This window comes from Microbacterium panaciterrae (assembly GCF_039541635.1).
Lineage (GTDB): Bacteria > Actinomycetota > Actinomycetes > Actinomycetales > Microbacteriaceae > Microbacterium > Microbacterium panaciterrae.
Genome location: NZ_BAABGP010000003.1, coordinates 345,595 through 360,984, shown reverse-complemented (window position 1 = coordinate 360,984; position 15,390 = coordinate 345,595). Strand labels below are relative to the sequence as shown.

General features: G+C 67.9%; 13 protein-coding genes and 3 tRNA genes. 13 read left to right on the top strand and 3 right to left on the bottom strand.

The annotated features are described in order from the left end of the window. Positions 1 to 28 precede the first annotated feature (28 nt). Positions 29 to 3,904 carry a DNA-directed RNA polymerase subunit beta' gene (gene rpoC, locus ABD882_RS01710; protein ID WP_345183697.1) on the top strand — a complete coding sequence of 1,292 codons (3,876 nt, stop codon included), beginning with the start codon at positions 29 to 31 and terminating at the stop codon, positions 3,902 to 3,904. A gap of 236 nt (positions 3,905 to 4,140) precedes the next feature. Here rpoC and ABD882_RS01705 read toward each other — a convergent pair whose 3' ends face one another. Beyond that, on the bottom strand, positions 4,141 to 4,746 hold the full coding sequence (locus ABD882_RS01705; protein WP_345183695.1) for a hypothetical protein: 606 nt from the start codon (positions 4,744 to 4,746) through the stop codon (positions 4,141 to 4,143). 103 nt (positions 4,747 to 4,849) lie between these two features. Between ABD882_RS01705 and ABD882_RS01700 the strand changes: the two genes are divergently transcribed. Together ABD882_RS01700 and ABD882_RS01695 are read left to right on the top strand one after the other, a co-directional pair. Then, the gene (locus ABD882_RS01700; RefSeq protein ID WP_345183693.1) at positions 4,850 to 5,536 is read left to right on the top strand and encodes a hypothetical protein; all 687 of its coding nucleotides are present in this window, start codon (positions 4,850 to 4,852) and stop codon (positions 5,534 to 5,536) included. Between the two features lie 97 nt (positions 5,537 to 5,633). Next, positions 5,634 to 5,715, top strand: a tRNA-Tyr gene (locus ABD882_RS01695). Between the two features lie 108 nt (positions 5,716 to 5,823). On the opposite strand, the gene ABD882_RS01690 is transcribed toward ABD882_RS01695, so the two are convergent. Next, the gene (locus ABD882_RS01690; RefSeq protein WP_345183691.1) at positions 5,824 to 6,198 is read right to left on the bottom strand and encodes a VOC family protein; all 375 of its coding nucleotides are present in this window, start codon (positions 6,196 to 6,198) and stop codon (positions 5,824 to 5,826) included. A 151-nt stretch (positions 6,199 to 6,349) separates the two neighbouring features. Here ABD882_RS01690 and ABD882_RS01685 point away from each other — a divergent pair, with 151 nt between their 5' ends. From ABD882_RS01685 to ABD882_RS01660, 6 genes are all read left to right on the top strand, one after another. Further along, a complete protein-coding gene (locus tag ABD882_RS01685) occupies positions 6,350 to 6,841 on the top strand; it encodes an FBP domain-containing protein (protein ID WP_345183689.1) in 492 nt (163 codons plus the stop codon). Positions 6,842 to 6,950: 109 nt separating this feature from the next. Then, a complete protein-coding gene (locus ABD882_RS01680; protein ID WP_345183687.1) occupies positions 6,951 to 7,742 on the top strand; it encodes an enoyl-CoA hydratase/isomerase family protein in 792 nt (263 codons plus the stop codon). A 121-nt stretch (positions 7,743 to 7,863) separates the two neighbouring features. After that, positions 7,864 to 8,937 carry a hypothetical protein gene (locus ABD882_RS01675; protein WP_345183685.1) on the top strand — a complete coding sequence of 358 codons (1,074 nt, stop codon included), beginning with the start codon at positions 7,864 to 7,866 and terminating at the stop codon, positions 8,935 to 8,937. Continuing rightward, positions 8,937 to 9,728: an inositol monophosphatase family protein gene (locus tag ABD882_RS01670; protein WP_345183683.1), complete on the top strand. Its 792-nt coding sequence runs from the start codon at positions 8,937 to 8,939 to the stop codon at positions 9,726 to 9,728. Before ABD882_RS01675 ends, ABD882_RS01670 begins: the two co-directional genes overlap by 1 nt. 119 nt (positions 9,729 to 9,847) lie before the next feature. Then, positions 9,848 to 9,919 (top strand) — tRNA-Thr (locus tag ABD882_RS01665). 25 nt (positions 9,920 to 9,944) lie between these two features. Beyond that, a tRNA-Met gene (locus tag ABD882_RS01660) sits at positions 9,945 to 10,018 on the top strand. 327 nt (positions 10,019 to 10,345) lie between these two features. Here the strand turns inward: ABD882_RS01660 and ABD882_RS01655 are convergent. After that, complete coding sequence (locus ABD882_RS01655; RefSeq protein ID WP_345183681.1) at positions 10,346 to 11,362, bottom strand: Ldh family oxidoreductase; 1,017 nt, start codon at positions 11,360 to 11,362, stop codon at positions 10,346 to 10,348. A 218-nt stretch (positions 11,363 to 11,580) separates the two neighbouring features. Between ABD882_RS01655 and ABD882_RS01650 the strand changes: the two genes are divergently transcribed. From ABD882_RS01650 to ABD882_RS01635, 4 genes are all read left to right on the top strand, one after another. Next, positions 11,581 to 12,435: a substrate-binding periplasmic protein gene (locus ABD882_RS01650; protein WP_345183680.1), complete on the top strand. Its 855-nt coding sequence runs from the start codon at positions 11,581 to 11,583 to the stop codon at positions 12,433 to 12,435. Positions 12,436 to 12,449: 14 nt separating this feature from the next. Beyond that, positions 12,450 to 13,199: an amino acid ABC transporter permease gene (locus ABD882_RS01645; protein ID WP_345183678.1), complete on the top strand. Its 750-nt coding sequence runs from the start codon at positions 12,450 to 12,452 to the stop codon at positions 13,197 to 13,199. After that, positions 13,196 to 14,044, top strand: coding sequence for an amino acid ABC transporter ATP-binding protein (locus ABD882_RS01640; protein WP_345183676.1), 849 nt, complete (start codon positions 13,196 to 13,198; stop codon positions 14,042 to 14,044). The genes ABD882_RS01645 and ABD882_RS01640 overlap by 4 nt, the downstream gene beginning before the upstream one ends. 80 nt (positions 14,045 to 14,124) lie before the next feature. Further along, positions 14,125 to 15,369: an NAD(P)/FAD-dependent oxidoreductase gene (locus ABD882_RS01635; RefSeq protein ID WP_345183674.1), complete on the top strand. Its 1,245-nt coding sequence runs from the start codon at positions 14,125 to 14,127 to the stop codon at positions 15,367 to 15,369. Positions 15,370 to 15,390 lie beyond the last annotated feature (21 nt).

Sequence of the window (15,390 nt, the reverse complement as noted above, 5' to 3'; positions counted from 1 at the left end):
ACAGAAGAATTTCGACACAGGAGAACTAGTGCTCGACGCAACAACCTTCGATGAGCTTCGTATCGGTCTCGCCACCGCGGACGACATCCGCAAGTGGTCCTACGGCGAGGTCAAGAAGCCCGAAACCATCAACTACCGCACCCTGAAGCCGGAGAAGGACGGTCTCTTCGGCGAGCAGATCTTCGGCCCGAGCCGGGACTGGGAGTGCGCCTGCGGCAAGTACAAGCGCGTGCGCTTCAAGGGCATCGTGTGCGAGCGCTGCGGCGTGGAGGTCACCAAGAGCTCCGTGCGCCGTGAGCGCATGGGCCACATCGAGCTCGCCGCGCCCGTCACCCACATCTGGTACTTCAAGGGCGTGCCCTCGCGCCTCGGCTACCTGCTGGACATGGCGCCGAAGGACCTCGAGAAGGTCATCTACTTCGCCGCGTACATGGTCATCTCCGTCGACGAGGATGCGCGTCACCGCGACCTCGCCACCCAGGAGAACAACATCCGCCTCGAGCTGAAGACGCTCGGCGACCGTCGCGACGCCAAGATCGCGGAGCGCCTGGCCAAGCTGGAGGAGGAGCTCGCAGCCCTCGAGGCCGAGGGCGCCAAGGCCGACGCCAAGAAGAAGGTCAAGGACGCCGCCGAGAAGGAGATGTCGCTCATCCGCAAGGGTGCCGACGAGGCGATCGTCAAGCTCGAGCGCGTGTGGGAGGACTTCCGCACGCTCGAGGTCGGGGCCCTGCGTCCCGAGGACGACGTGTTCCACGAGCTGCAGGACCGCTTCGGGCAGTACTTCGAGGCCCACATGGGTGCGGAGTCCATCCAGAAGCGCCTCGCGGCCTTCGACCTGGCCGGCGAGTCCGAGAAGCTGCGCCTGCAGATCTCGGAGGGCAAGGGCCAGCGCAAGATCCGCGCGATCAAGCGCCTCAAGGTCGTGAGCTCGTTCCTGGAGACCGGCATGAGCCCGGCTGCCATGGTGCTGGACGTCGTCCCGGTGATCCCGCCGGAGCTGCGCCCGATGGTGCAGCTGGACGGTGGCCGCTTCGCGACCAGCGACCTGAACGACCTGTACCGCCGCGTGATCAACCGCAACAACCGTCTTCGTCGCCTGATCGACCTCGGTGCCCCCGAGATCATCGTCAACAACGAGAAGCGCATGCTGCAGGAGGCCGTCGACGCGCTTTTCGACAACGGTCGCCGCGGCCGTCCGGTCACCGGCACGGGCAACCGCGCCCTGAAGTCCCTCAGCGACATGCTGAAGGGCAAGCAGGGCCGGTTCCGTCAGAACCTGCTCGGCAAGCGCGTGGACTACTCGGGCCGTTCGGTCATCATCGTCGGCCCGCAGCTCAAGCTGCACCAGTGCGGTCTGCCCAAGCAGATGGCGCTCGAGCTGTTCAAGCCGTTCGTGATCAAGCGTCTGATCGACCTCGGTCACTCGCAGAACATCAAGGCCGCCAAGCGCGCCGTCGAGCGCACCCGTCCCGAGGTCTGGGACGTGCTCGAGGAGATCATCCGCGAGCGCCCCGTGCTGCTTAACCGCGCCCCCACCCTGCACCGCCTGGGCATCCAGGCCTTCGAGCCTCAGCTCGTCGAGGGCAAGGCGATCCAGCTGCACCCGCTCGTCTGCGCCGCCTTCAACGCCGACTTCGACGGCGACCAGATGGCCGTGCACCTGCCGCTGTCGGTCGAGGCCCAGGCCGAGGCCCGCGTGCTGATGCTCGCCTCGAACAACATCCTGAAGCCGTCCGACGGCCGTCCGGTGACACTGCCCTCGCAGGACATGATCATCGGCCTGCATCACCTGACCACGGTCAAGGAGGGCGCCAAGGGCGAGGGGCGTGCGTTCGGCTCGGTCGGCGAGGCGATCCTGGCGAAGGACGAGGGCACCCTCGACCTGCAGGCGAAGGTGCGGATCCGGGTTCCCGGCCTCACCTTCCTCGAGGGCGAGGCTCCCGAGGGCTACGAGCGTCACGGCCTGCTGGACGCGTCGCTCGGTCAGGCGATCTTCAACGACGCGCTGCCGAAGGGCTACCCGTTCGTGCGCGAGGTCGCCGACAAGGGCAAGCTGTCGCAGATCGTCAACAAGCTCGCCGAGGAGTACCCCAAGGTCGAGACCGCGGCGTCGCTGGACCGCATCAAGGACGCCGGCTTCTACTGGGCCACGCGCTCCGGTGTGACCGTCGCCCTGAGCGACATCCTCACCCCGCCGAACAAGGCCGAGATCGTCGCCGGCTACGAGAAGCAGGCCGAGAAGGTCCAGTCCCAGTACGAGAAGGGCCTCACGACCGACGCCGAGCGTCGTCAGGAGCTCATCAAGATCTGGACCGAGGCGACCGACGAGGTGCAGGCCGCGATGCGGGCGAACTTCCCGGTGGACAACACCATCAACCGCATGGTGTCCTCGGGCGCCCGTGGCAACTGGCTGCAGATCCGCAACATCGCGGGTATGCGCGGCCTGGTGAACAACCCCAAGGGTGAGATCATCCCGCGTCCGATCATCTCCTCGTACCGCGAGGGCCTGTCGGTGGCGGAGTACTTCATCGCCACGCACGGTACCCGCAAGGGTCTCGCCGACACTGCGCTGCGCACCGCCGACTCGGGTTACCTGACCCGTCGTCTGGTGGACGTCTCGCAGGACGTCATCATCCGTGAGGACGACTGCGGCACCTCGAAGGGCCTGGAGCTGCCGATCGCCGCGCCGAACAGCGTCGGCGAGCTGGTGCGCGACGCGAACGTCGAGAACTCGGTGTTCGCCCGCACGCTCGCGTCCGACGTCGTGAACGAGGCCGGCGAGGTTCTGGCCACCGCCGGTGAGGACGTCGGCGACGTGCTCATCGACAAGCTGGTCGCGCTCGGCGTCGAGTCCATCAAGGTCCGCTCCGTGCTGACCTGCGACTCGGCCGTCGGCGTCTGCGCGCAGTGCTACGGCCGCTCGCTGGCCACCGGCAAGACGGTGGACATCGGCGAGGCCGTCGGCATCATCGCGGCCCAGTCGATCGGTGAGCCCGGAACGCAGCTGACGATGCGCACCTTCCACACCGGTGGATCCGCCTCGGCCGACGACATCACCCAGGGTCTGCCGCGTGTGCAGGAGCTCTTCGAGGCCCGCACCCCGAAGGGCGCCTCCCCGATCGCCGAGGCCGACGGCCGCATCACGATCGAGGAGACCGACAAGTCCAAGAAGGTCATCCTCACGCCCGACAACGGCGACGAGGAAGTGATCTACCCGGTGCTGAAGCGTGCGACGCTTCTCGTCGAGGACGGTCAGCACGTCGTGGTCGGCGAGCCGCTCCAGGTGGGCACGCTCGACCCCAAGGAGGTCATGCGCGTCATGGGCGCCCGCGAGGTGCAGCGTTACCTCGTCAACGGCGTGCAGGGCGTGTACCGCTCCCAGGGTGTGCCGATCCACGACAAGCACATCGAGGTCATCGTGCGCCAGATGCTGCGGAAGGTCACCGTGGTCGACCACGGCGACACCACGCTGCTGCCCGGCGAGATGCTCGACGCGCGTCGCTACCAGGACGTCAACCGTGCGACCGTGGCCGAGGGCAAGCGCCCCGCGTCGGGCCGTCCGGAGCTGATGGGTATCACGAAGGCGTCGCTCGCGACCGAGTCGTGGCTGTCGGCCGCGTCCTTCCAGGAGACGACCCGCGTGCTCACGCAGGCCGCCATGGAGGGCAAGAGCGACCCGCTGGTCGGGCTCAAGGAGAACGTCATCATCGGAAAGCTCATCCCCGCGGGGACGGGCCTGCGCCGCTACCGCGACATCATCGTGGAGGCGACCGAGGAGGCCAAGAGCGAGCGCTACCCGAACCGGATCTTCGCATCCGACGGGGCGTACGCCGAGGGCGACTTCGGCTACGTCGACTTCGACGCGTTCTCGACCGACGACATCACGCCCGGCACCTACAACTGAGCCTGATCGTCCCGCGGAAGGGCCCCGGATCCTCGGATCCGGGGCCCTTTCCCGTCTTCGGGATGCGTTCGCGTCGGGGGATGCGTGCCCGTCGGGATGCGTTCGCGCTGTCGAAACCTGGACGCGCTGTCGATACCTGCATCGTGGGCTCGCCGCGCTGTCGAAACCTGACCACGCGGCGGAACCATCAGGCGCGTCCGCAGGATACGACAGCGCGAACGGGTGCCGGGGGAGGGTCAGGAGCCGAAGATGCTCGCGACGATGCTCGACGTGTAGCCGTTCGGGGCGAGGTTGGAGTAGGTGGTGTCGATCAGCACATCATCGCGCCAGAACAGCGTGCGGCCGTCGGTGACCGGGTATTTCGGATCCGGCCACTCCTTCTCGCAGCGCGTCCCCCTGTCGGGGGTGTAGCAGCTGAAGCCGTCGGTCTTCACGAGGCCGTTGAGCATGTCGAGCGCCTCGCCTCGGTACTTGCGGGTGATCTTGGTCGTGACGTTCGTGGTGTCGGCATTCGGATCCGCCCAGATGCAGATCAGGCTGCCGTCGGCCTGCACGCCGCTCGGGCCGTACACGGGGGAGTTCAGCGGCGTCGAGCCGAGCTGTGCGAGCACGCCGGCCGACAGGATCGCCTTGCAGTCCTTCGGCAGCGCGGCGGACGCCACGGTCGGCGTCGGGGTGGGTGTGGACGTCGAGGACGGTCGGGGCGAGGCGCTGTCGGACGCGGCCGAGCCGCCGGGGGACGGCGGGTCGGACGACGCCGGCCCGGTGAGCGGCGCGCATGCGGTGAGCGCCCCGGCAAGGGTGAGGCCGGCGAGGGCGACCGCGACGCTGCGTGTCTTCATGCCGCCAGGATAGGGCCTGCCCCGCCTGCGGGTCGGCAGGGCACGGCGGGCCAGGGCGCCGCCGTCGGAGTACCCTGGGGAGACTCACGGCAGAGGGGGCGGCATGACCGAACGCCAGGTGGCGATCCTGGGCGAGGTGCGCATCGACGAGATCCGGGATCCGGGCGGCGTCCGTGAGACCGTCGCGGGCGATCCCGTGGAGCTGGCGCATGCGCTGCGCGGTCACGGCCTCGTGGTCACGATCATCGCTCCCGTCGGGGACGACGCGGACGGCGAGCGGATCCGCGCCGTGCTGCGGGGCAGCGGGATCCACCTCGTCGCGCTCCCCGCACTTGAGGGGACGCCACGGCGGGTGCTCGTCCGCGATCGGAGCGGCGCCGAGATCGAGCGGGGGCGTGCCGCGGTCGTCAACCTGGCCGACACCCGGCGCTCTCTGGCCGCGCAGGCCGGGGCCGACGTGATCGTGGACCTTCGGGGCGAGCACGTCGCCACCCTCGCCGAGGATCGCGACGATGTGCTGCGAGCCCTGGGCTTGCTCGATCCGTCCGCCGCGCCGGCGGAGGCGATCGAAGGAACCCCGGACGAGGAACCCCTGTCGACGGACATCCCGGCCCCCACCCGGACCGACACGATGGCGGCACCGGGGAGCCCCCGGCTGCTGCCGGCGCCGATCGTCGCCGGCACCGTCCGGCACTCGCCCGTGCGTCTTGTGCCGCCGGCTCCGATCGGGCACGCGCCCGTCGAGGACGGGTACGCGCTCGACGCCAGGATCGCCCGCATCGCGACCTGAAGGATCGCTCGCCACCTCGATTTCCGGTCGTGAGTTCCGCCCGGTATGCTTGATTCTCGCGCCCCCGGTCGGCTGGAGAAGCGGGGCGGGCGTGCATGGCAAGTTGCCCGAGCGGCCAAAGGGAGCTGACTGTAAATCAGCCGCGTTATGCTTCGGGGGTTCGAATCCCTCACTTGCCACCCATAGAAAAAGCCCCGGTCATCCGCGAATTCAAGCGGGCCGGGGCTTTTCGTATGTCTCGGACTGCCGCATCGCGGGTGCCAACCTCCGGGGGGCGAGCCGTCTGCTCAGCCGGCCGGGCGTGAGAACAGGTTGACCAGGTTCCCGTCCGGGTCGCGGAACAGGGCAGATCGGTTTCCCCAGGGCATCGTGGTGGGCTCGAGCACGATGTCGTCGAGGCTGCCGCGGAGGCGGGCGAACTCCGAATCGACGTCTGCGACGAGGAACTCGATGATCACGGAGTCGTTGCCGCCCGCTCGCGGAGCGCGGTCTCCGAGCATCGCGACGGTCGCCGTGCTGCCGATCGCGACGGCTCCGGCCGCGGTGCGCACTTCCGCGAACACCGGGGCGGGCCGGGTGGCCTGCGCACCCGTGACCGTCTCGTAGAAGCGAGCGAGTCGATCGACGTCGTCGGTGATGATCCGGATTGACGTGAAGTCCATGGGGGTCCCTTCTGCCGGGCCGGGCGGCGCGACGGATCCAGTCTGCACTGCACCGCCGACATCGCCGTGTCGCCGGAAGGTCGGGATCCCTCATCACCGAATCGCACGGACATCGCTCCGATCGATGTGCGCTCTTCCTAGACTGTTCCTCATGCGTGCCCTCACCGAAGCCGAGATCCGGGCGTCGTTCCGCAACGCCGAGGCCGATGACGTGGAGCAGATCGTGATGCCGGACGATCTGCTGCTCGCCGAGTGGGACTACCTCGACTTCTTCGCCTGGCGGGATCCGATCGCCGCGAAGAACGGCTACATCGTCATCGAGCGCGACGGGGAGGCGGTCGGCATCGTGCTGCGCGCGTCGGATCCGACCAGGGCGCGTTCCGGGATGTGCAACCTCTGCCACACGATGCAGCCCGGCAACCGGGTCGCGCTGTTCGCGGCCCGGCGCGGGGGAGAGGCGGGCCGCAAGGGGTCGACGGTCGGGACGTACATCTGCGTGGACCTGTCCTGCCACGAGAGCGTCCGCCTCGCCCCGCCGCTCGCGCCGAACGAGATCCGGGAGGAGCGCCATGTCGACCGGCGCCTGGACGGCACGCACCGCCGGGTGCACGGCTTCGTCGCGGCGGTGCTGGGCGAGGCGTGAGCCTGAGCCTCAACATCGCTGGCACTCGGTTCCACGGTCCGAGCCGTCGCGAGTAGGCTGATCGAGCGGCCCGATCGCCGCGCGATCACCGCCGATCCGAGGGAGTCCCATGACCGAGCCGCTGCACTACCGCATCGAGGACGGCCTCGCCCGGATCACGCTGAACCGCCCGCAGCGGCTCAACGCGTTCAACGCCGAGCTCGCCGAGGCATGGGCGGAGGCGACCGTGGCGGCGACGACCGACAGCTCGGTCGGCGCGATCCTCATCGAAGGCGAGGGGCGCGCGTTCTGCGCCGGCGGCGACGTCATCGACATGGCCACCAGGTTCGGCGGCGGCAGCGACATCGAGCGGCTCGCGAAGGTCATCAACACCGGGATCAGCGCGCTCACCTCCTCCTCCGTGCCGGTGGTCGCCGCCGCGCACGGCACGACGGCGGGCGGAGGACTCGGGATCCTGCTCTCCAGCGACTACGCGGTCATCGGCACGGACTCGAAGATCGGCAGCCGCTACGCGAACGTCGGTCTCACGCCCGACCTGTCGGTCAGCGCGCAGCTGGCCCGCGCGGTCGGCGAGCGGCGGGCGCTGCAGCTGCTGCTCACGGATCGGCTGCTGACCGCGAACGAGGCTCTGGAGTGGGGCATCGCCGCCGAGGCGGTCGGCGAGGGCGACGCGCAGGAGATCGCCGCCGCGGTGCGCACGCGCGCGGAAGAGCTCGCGCGGTTCTGGCTGTCCGGAGCGTTCGGCGCCTATGGGCAGGCCAAGCGACTGATCCGCTCCCGTCAGGACCGCACCTTCCAGGGACAGCTCGACGAGGAGGCCCGGACCATCGCCGCGGCCTTCGGCGGATCCGAGGCGCAGGCGCTGATCGCCGCGTTCGCGGGGCGCTCCGCGACGCGCTGACGCGGCGGAGGGTCCGCACATCCCGCTCTCCGGCCGAGTTCTCCACGATTCCCGTCCCGTCCCGTAGCGCGGATGCCCCGCGTGCGAGGATGAGAGCACCACCGGAGGAGACGGGTATCCCATGACGAACACACAGTTGTCCGCGAAATCGAAGCCGAACACGTCACTGCTGATCCGTGGAGCGCTCTGGATCGCGATCAGCGCCCTGATCGCCGCCGCACTGGTGTGCGTCGTGTGGGTGCTGATCGGCGACCAGCAGGGGCTGATCGGCCGCGCGTTCCTCACGATCGTGCTGCTTGCGGGGTTCGCCGGAATCGCGATCCTCGAGGCCGGGCTCGCGCCGAACCGCGCGGACTGGGTGTCGCTGCTCAGCATGATCTCGTGGATCATCGCGCTGCTCGTCGGCGCGGTGAAGATCTGGCTGCCGGACGACTCCGCCGACTTCGGCGCGGTCGAGCGGTTCTTCCAGCTGCTGCTCGTGGTCGGCGTGCTCCAGCTCGCGCTGCTGCACGTCCGGCTGTTCCAGCGCGCCGCGGCCCGTCACGTGACGACGCTGACCCGGGTGATCGTCTACGCCACGTTCGTGTTCCTCGGTCTCCTGGTCGCGCTTCTCGTCTTCTTCCTGACCTTCCCGCACACCTTCGAGTACCGCGACCTGTACTGGCGGATCGTGGTCGCGCTCACGATCCTGGCCGCGGTCGGCACGATGCTCATCCCGCTGCTGAACGCCCTGTTCGCCCCGAAGCCGCACATCGCCGCCGCGGTGTCTGCGGGGTATCCGGCGGCGGCCCCGGTCGCGGCCCCGGCTGCTCCTGCGGCGGCGCTGCCTTGGCCCACCTATGCTGACGCGCGCACGCCGCTGCCGATGCTCCCGGACGGCAACCCCGACTGGAACGCCTATTACACCGGCGTGCCCACGCCCGGCGCGACGACGTTCCCCGCGCCGGAGCCGGTCGCCCAAGCCGCGCCCTTCGCGCCGCAGCCGATCGAGCAGGCTGTGCCCGCGCAGCCGATCGCCGCGGAGCACGTGCTGCCGCAGCCGGTGGAACCGCAGCCCGTGGAGCCGACGGTTCCCGCGGTTCCAGATGCTGACGCCGCGGTTCCCGTCGCTCTCGCTGCTCCGGTCACCCCGGTCACTCCCGCGTCGGCTCCGCAGGCCTTCCCGCCCGCTCCGCCCGTCCCGCCGACGCAGTGATGTCTCCGGCCGAACTGCGCGATCTCGCGATCGAGATCGCGCGTGAGTCGGGCGAGCTCGCCCGGCGTCGGCGAGCAGAGGGCGTCTCGCTGGCCGCGACCAAGAGCTCTCTCGCCGACATCGTCACCGAGGCCGACCGTGAGGTCGAGGCGCTGATCCGGGCACGGCTGGCGGCCGAGCGTCCGGACGACGGGTTCCTCGGCGAGGAGTCCGGCACTGGTGCGGGCACCAGTGGCATCACCTGGGTGGTCGACCCGATCGACGGCACGGTGAACTACGCCTCGGGGATCCCGCTCTATGCGGTCAGCATCGCCGCGGTCGAGGGGGAGGATCCGGACCGGTGGACGCCGCTCGCCGGCGCCGTGCACTCGCCGGTCGTGGGGGAGATGTTCTCAGCGGCGCGTGCCGAGGGCGCGTTCGTCGACGGGACGCGCCTGCGGATCGCCGAGCCAGGCCCCGCCGGAGCGCTGCTGGCGACAGGGTTCGGATACGACCCGAGCACGCACGTCGGCGATCTCGCCACGGTGGGCCGGGTCATGCCGATCGCGCGGGATCTGCGCCGCGGAGGCAGCGCGGCGACCGACCTCGCCTACGTCGCGGCCGGCCGCCTGGACGGCTACTTCGAGCGCGGTCTGCAACCGTGGGACTTCGCCGCGGGAGCGCTGCTCGTCACCGAGGCGGGCGGTCGTTTCATCCGTCCGGAGGGCGCCGACGTCGTCCGGCGCCTCAACCTCGCCGGCAGTGCAGAGCTCGTCACGGAGCTGGAACGAAGGATCCTGCACCAGCCTTGAGCGCACGCGATCCGGCAGCGATCTGGGCATGGCACGCCCGGCCGGCCGAAGTCGACGCGCGATTTAGCCGAGGGCCGATTCTTTGGTAGTCTCGTCTGGTTGCCCGCTGAAGGCAGCACGCCCCGATAGCTCAGTGGCAGAGCACTTCCATGGTAAGGAAGGGGTCGTCAGTTCAATCCTGACTCGGGGCTCACAGTATCCAAGCGGATGCCGTGCGGCAGGGTAGCTCAGCTGGTCAGAGCGCACGACTCATAATCGTGAGGTCGCGGGTTCAAGCCCCGCTCCTGCTACTTCGAAATCTTAACTGATCAGGTCTTCTGCTCCAGAATAGGGGGATCGGGATCTATTGCGGCCATCGATCGACCGAGCTGGGTCTCAAGCCGATGCTCATGACACGCGAACTCGCCGAGTATCTCCGCGACTGGGGTGCGGGCGATCGACGACCGATGGGCGGACGATCGCGGACTGAAGGCATGCGCGTCGGCCGCGAGGCGGATCGTCGACAGGAAACGGGGTCAAGGAGACCTCGCGGATGACGAAGCCGCAAGGCCACCGAAGGCGCTCACGCCGGATCAGATCGCCACGATCGACGTTGCCGCAGGAGACTGCGAGTTAGGTCAGTCACACGGTTGCGTGTCCATGAGCTCTCGGATTGCTGGCGTAATCGGCACTCCCCCTAGCTCCGCCTCGGCCCGAACGCGATAACGCTGATCGGCGGGCAACCGCTCCATTCCCGCGTTCCGGAGGGCTCCGACAAACTCCGCGACACGCTCCGCGTAGCCGGATGCGCCGCGGTCGGGGTCGATGAGGATCAGCAATTGACCGGTCTTCGCTGTGCTGCCGTCCGCTGCGTGCTGGGCGAAGACGAGATCGTTACGGTAGGAGAACGAGCCACCGGTCAAGCCGGAGGCGAGCAGTTCGACCATGATGGAGAGTGCGGCGCCCTTGTATCCGCCGAAAGGGAGGAGCCCGCCATCCGCGAGAATCTCGCCTGGGTCTTCGGTGTCGCGACCGGAGGTACCCGTGCCGGTGCCGATGGGGACGGTGCGCCCTGCTTTCGCGGCGAGCTGCAGATCGCCGTGAGACATCGAAGAGGTAGCGAAATCCACTACGAGGGGGAGGCGGCCCGCGACCGGTGAGGCGAAGGCGAAGGGGTTGGTGCCGAGCACCTTCTGATGCGCATCGCGCGGGATCACCGCGGCTCCGCCGGTAACCATGGTGATAGCGACGAGGCCTTTCTCCGCGAACGGCTCAAGGTCTGGCCAGAGCGAACTGAAATGGTGGGAGTCCCGGATCGCCACGACCGCGACGCCCGCATCCTCGATCACGGCGTCGATCTCGGTCGCCGCGGCGGCCAGCGCCGGCTGCGAGAAGCCGTTGGCGGCATCCACCCGGACGAAGGCGCCGCCGACTCGCTCGACGATTGGAGTGGCGGCCCCATCGGCCCAGCCGCTGCGGAGCGAGGCGACGTACCCGGGCACGCGGAACACTCCATGACTGAGCGCGCCATCGCGTTCACAGGAGGCGCAGTTCGTCGCGAGGACCTCGGCGGTTTCTGGGGAGGCGCCCGCGCCGCGCAACGCTGATGCGATCACGGCGACCAACTGCGAGAACGGGATTCGCGAGTCGTGCATGGTTCCTCTCTCGGGCTCCGTATGCCGGAGCTGACAAGGTGCAACTTTGCGCAGGCAGGGTTGCGTCTCCGGTTCGATAGCTTTATTATCAGATTGTAAGACACATCCTGTGAAGATGTAAGTTTCACCGATTCACTCATCATCGGTGGATCGGCCGCATCGCGGCTGATCGGGCGCAAGGGCCCGGTTGCATCCCGCGCACTTCGGAAAGGACGAAGATGTCCACAGCAAGCAAACGAATCCTCGCAGTCCTCGGCGTGATCGTTCTCGCGATCGCAGCCGGCTACCTCGGTGCGACCCTGCGCGGGGGCGGCGGTGGTGGCGGCAGTTCTTCCGCGACCGGCAACGGCGCGTGGATCGAAAAGATCAAGAAGCAGGGCGAACTGCGGGTCGGCATCGCCTCCGCCCCGCCGATGACGGCCGAGCAGCCCGACGGCAAAATGGGGGGCCCGAACGTGCTGCCGCTGGAGAAGCTCGCGAAGCAGATGGGCGTGAAGTTCACCCCGGTCGCCGCCGAGTGGTCGAAGATGGTCTCGGGCCTCCAGGCGGACCGGTTCGATGTCGCGGCGTATCTCGACTCCACCTCGGAGCGTTCGCTCGCGATCCAGTTCACCGACCCGGTCTACACGTACGAAGGCGCTTTCATCGTGAACGCGGACTCAGGCCTGAAGACCGTGAACGAGATCGTCGGTACCAAGCAGCAGATCGCTCTCGCGGGAGGAACCTCCTACGAGACCGCGATCCAAGCTCTCGGTTCTCCCCTTCTGACCACCGAGAGCATCCCGAACGCGATCACGGCGATGAAGGCGGGTCGTGCCGCAGCCGCCTTCGCCGACCTCCCGACGCTCGCCGACGCGGCGAAGAAGGATCCGTCGCTGAAGATCGTGGTCCCGAAGCCGTCCCTGTACTTGCAGGATTCGAACTACGGCGTGAAGGCGGACATCGACGCCCGTTCGCTGCAGGTGATCAACATTGCGATCCAGAGCGCGAAGAACGACGGCTCGCTCAAGGCGGCGTTCGACAAAGCCGGCATCGTCGCCCCTAACAATCTCGGCGACCTCGAGATGAAGTAGCCGAAGGGCTCATCGTGTTGATCAAGAGCTACGACTTCGACTGGTCGGTCGTGTCGAGCAACTTCCCGAGGCTCCTCGAGGGGCTGGGTGTGACGATCGAGATCTCGGTGATCGTGATCGTGCTGTCCATGATCCTCGCGGTCCCCGTGGCGCTGCTGCGCATGTCGAACATCGAGGTGATCCGCTGGGTCGCGCAGATCTACATCGAGATCTTCCGGTGCACGCCTCTGCTGGTCCAGCTGTTCTGGGTGTACTACGCGCTGCCGACGCTGACCGGGATCACGATCCCTGGCCCCCTGTCGGCCGTGCTCGCCCTCACCCTGAACCTGACCGCGTTCATGGCCGAGACCTACCGAGCGGGCTTCCAGGCGGTCCCGATCGAACAGATCGAGGCCGGGAAGATGCTGCGGCTCACGGCCTGGCAGCGGACGCGCCACATCATCATCCCGCAGGCGCTCCGGCAGCAGCTGCCCGTCATCATGTCGCTCGACATCTCGCTGTTCAAAGACACCGCGCTGGTCTCGACCATCGCCGTCGCCGACCTGATGTTCACCGCGAACAAGATCGCCTCGGAGTCGTATCGGGCCATGGAGATCCTGACGGTCGCCGCACTCATGTACTTCGCGATCGCGTTCCCGGTGTCGCTGATCCTGTCGAAGATCGAACGCAACATGATGAACGGCGACATCCACGGAGGGGGTCGCAGGCCGAAATCCCTTGCGGCACAGATGGTGCCAGGAGCGAAAGTGCAGGTGACCCCATGACCGACCCACGCAACTCGCGCACCGGACCCGTGAGCCCGAAGACGGGATCCATCTCCCGCCCGAAGACCGCAGCGGTGCGCACGATCACGTCGACTGTCGGCGAGGCGCTCGTCTCCGCCCGCGGGTTGCAGAAGAGTTTCGGCGACCGACAGGTCATGAAGAACGTCGACTTCGACATGCTCGTCGGGGACATCACCGTGATCATCGGCAAGTCGGGTTCGGGTAAGAGCACGCTGCTGCGCGCTCTCGCCGGGCTCACGGAGCCGGACGATGGTCGGATCATGTTCGACGGCGAGGTCGTGTTCGAGGACCAGAAGCGCACCCCGATGTGGCAGGAGGTCGACTCCTACATCGGGATGATCTTCCAGTCCTACACGTTGTGGCCGCACATGGACGTCGCGAAGAATCTGGTTCTTGCGCCGATGAAGAAGCTCGGTCTAGGGAAGGACGAGGCGATGGAGCGTGCGAAGAAGTCACTCGCCGAGGTCGGCATGTCTCAACACCTGCACTCGCGCCCCGCGCAGCTGTCAGGCGGTGAACGGCAGCGGGCCGCGATCGCCCGGGCGCTGATGATGTCGCCGAAGCTGCTGCTCTGCGACGAGATCACCTCGGCGCTGGACCCGCCCGTCGCCGCGGAGGTCCTCGGCGTGCTGCGTCGTCTGAAGGAGGAAGAGGGGATCGCAGTCGCGTTGGTCACGCATGACATGGCGTTCGCTTCCAAGGCCGCGGACCGGCTGGTGTTCTTCCACGAGGGCGAGATCGCCGTCAACACGACACCGGATGAAGCATTCAATCGCTCGGACAACCCTGAGTTGAAGAAGTTCGTCGACGCTGTCCGTTTCTGAGCAGTGCGCCGGTCGGTAGGTGCGGATGGCACCAACCGATCAGTCTTCCGCGGCCCATCACACGAAAAGGAGGAGAACGGTTGCACACTGTTGTGATCGGCGGAGGCATCGTCGGCCTCACCACCGCGTACCAGCTTGCGAGCGAAGGCGAGACCGTCACCCTGGTCGACGCCCGGGCGACCGGGCTCGGCGCTGCCGAAGTGAATGCGGGCTGGGTGGTTCCGGCCGATTCGCTCCCGCTTCCCGGTCCGGGGGCGGTGCTCTCAGCGATGAAGTGGATGACGCAGCGCGACAGTCCGCTGTACATCAAGCCATCAATCAAGCCGTCGTTCCTCACGTTCATGCTCGGGATGTTTCGGGCATCGAACGCGAAGGATCAACGCGCCGGCTTCGCAGCGCACCTGGCGCTGATGGGCGACTCGATCAGCGCGTTCGAGGACTATCGCGCCCACGGGATCGACTTCGAGCTGCAGCACAACGGCCTGCTCATGGCGTTCCACGACGACGCTCACATGCAACACCATCTCGGCTATGCGGACCTGACCGGACGGTACGGCATCGCGCCGATCAAAATGCTCGGCGATGACGTCCGGGTGCACGAACCGCTGCTCAAAGACGAGGTGCGCGGCGGCCTGTTCTTCCCGAAGGAGCTGCACCTCGACCCGCGTGCATTCGGCGCCTCGCTGCACGCGAAGCTCGTCGAGATGGGTGTCGAGGTCGTGGAGAACGCCCCGGTCGACGGGGTGCAGGTCGCCGCCGACCGCGTCGTGAGTGTGTCCTCCGGTACCCGCATCTTCCCCGGTGACAGCTTCCTACTCGCCGCCGGGGCATGGATCGGCCCTATGTCGAGGCTCTTCGGGGCCCACCTGCCGATTCGGCCGGGTAAGGGATACTCAGTCGAGATGCGGCCATACGGCCTCAAGGGAGCGACCAATCTCTACGACGCGAAGGTCGCGGTCACCCCGTTCGAGGATCGGCTGCGCCTCGCGGGCACCATGGAGTTCGGCGGACTCGACGAGAACATCAACCGCGTGCGCGTCGACGCGATCCTGCGGGCTCCGCTCAGCTACCTGCGCGACTGGGAGCCCCCGGCTCCCGCGGACGTGAAACCGCAGGCCGGTATGCGTCCCGTCGCCCCGGACGGCCTCCCCGTCATGGGGCGACTACCCCGGCTGTCCAACGCTTACGTCGCGGGCGGCCACGGTATGTACGGCGTGACGCTCGCACCGGCGACCGCACGTGCGATGACCGCTCTGATCCGCACGGGGCGGATCGACCCCGTGCTGCTCCCGTTCTCGCCGGCCCGATTCCGCGGCGGCCGCTGAGCAGCCACCCGAACCCGCTCC

Excerpts from the sequence above, each read along its gene's own strand:
- ABD882_RS01705 (WP_345183695.1), bottom strand. The coding sequence starts at position 4,746 with ATGAAGACACGCAGCGTCGCGGTCGCCCTCGCCGGCCTCACCCTTGCC.
- ABD882_RS01700 (WP_345183693.1), top strand. The coding sequence starts at position 4,850 with ATGACCGAACGCCAGGTGGCGATCCTGGGCGAGGTGCGCATCGACGAG.
- ABD882_RS01690 (WP_345183691.1), bottom strand. The coding sequence starts at position 6,198 with ATGGACTTCACGTCAATCCGGATCATCACCGACGACGTCGATCGACTC.
- ABD882_RS01685 (WP_345183689.1), top strand. The coding sequence starts at position 6,350 with ATGCGTGCCCTCACCGAAGCCGAGATCCGGGCGTCGTTCCGCAACGCC.
- ABD882_RS01680 (WP_345183687.1), top strand. The coding sequence starts at position 6,951 with ATGACCGAGCCGCTGCACTACCGCATCGAGGACGGCCTCGCCCGGATC.
- ABD882_RS01675 (WP_345183685.1), top strand. The coding sequence starts at position 7,864 with ATGACGAACACACAGTTGTCCGCGAAATCGAAGCCGAACACGTCACTG.
- ABD882_RS01670 (WP_345183683.1), top strand. The coding sequence starts at position 8,937 with ATGTCTCCGGCCGAACTGCGCGATCTCGCGATCGAGATCGCGCGTGAG.
- ABD882_RS01655 (WP_345183681.1), bottom strand. The coding sequence starts at position 11,362 with ATGCACGACTCGCGAATCCCGTTCTCGCAGTTGGTCGCCGTGATCGCA.
- ABD882_RS01650 (WP_345183680.1), top strand. The coding sequence starts at position 11,581 with ATGTCCACAGCAAGCAAACGAATCCTCGCAGTCCTCGGCGTGATCGTT.
- ABD882_RS01640 (WP_345183676.1), top strand. The coding sequence starts at position 13,196 with ATGACCGACCCACGCAACTCGCGCACCGGACCCGTGAGCCCGAAGACG.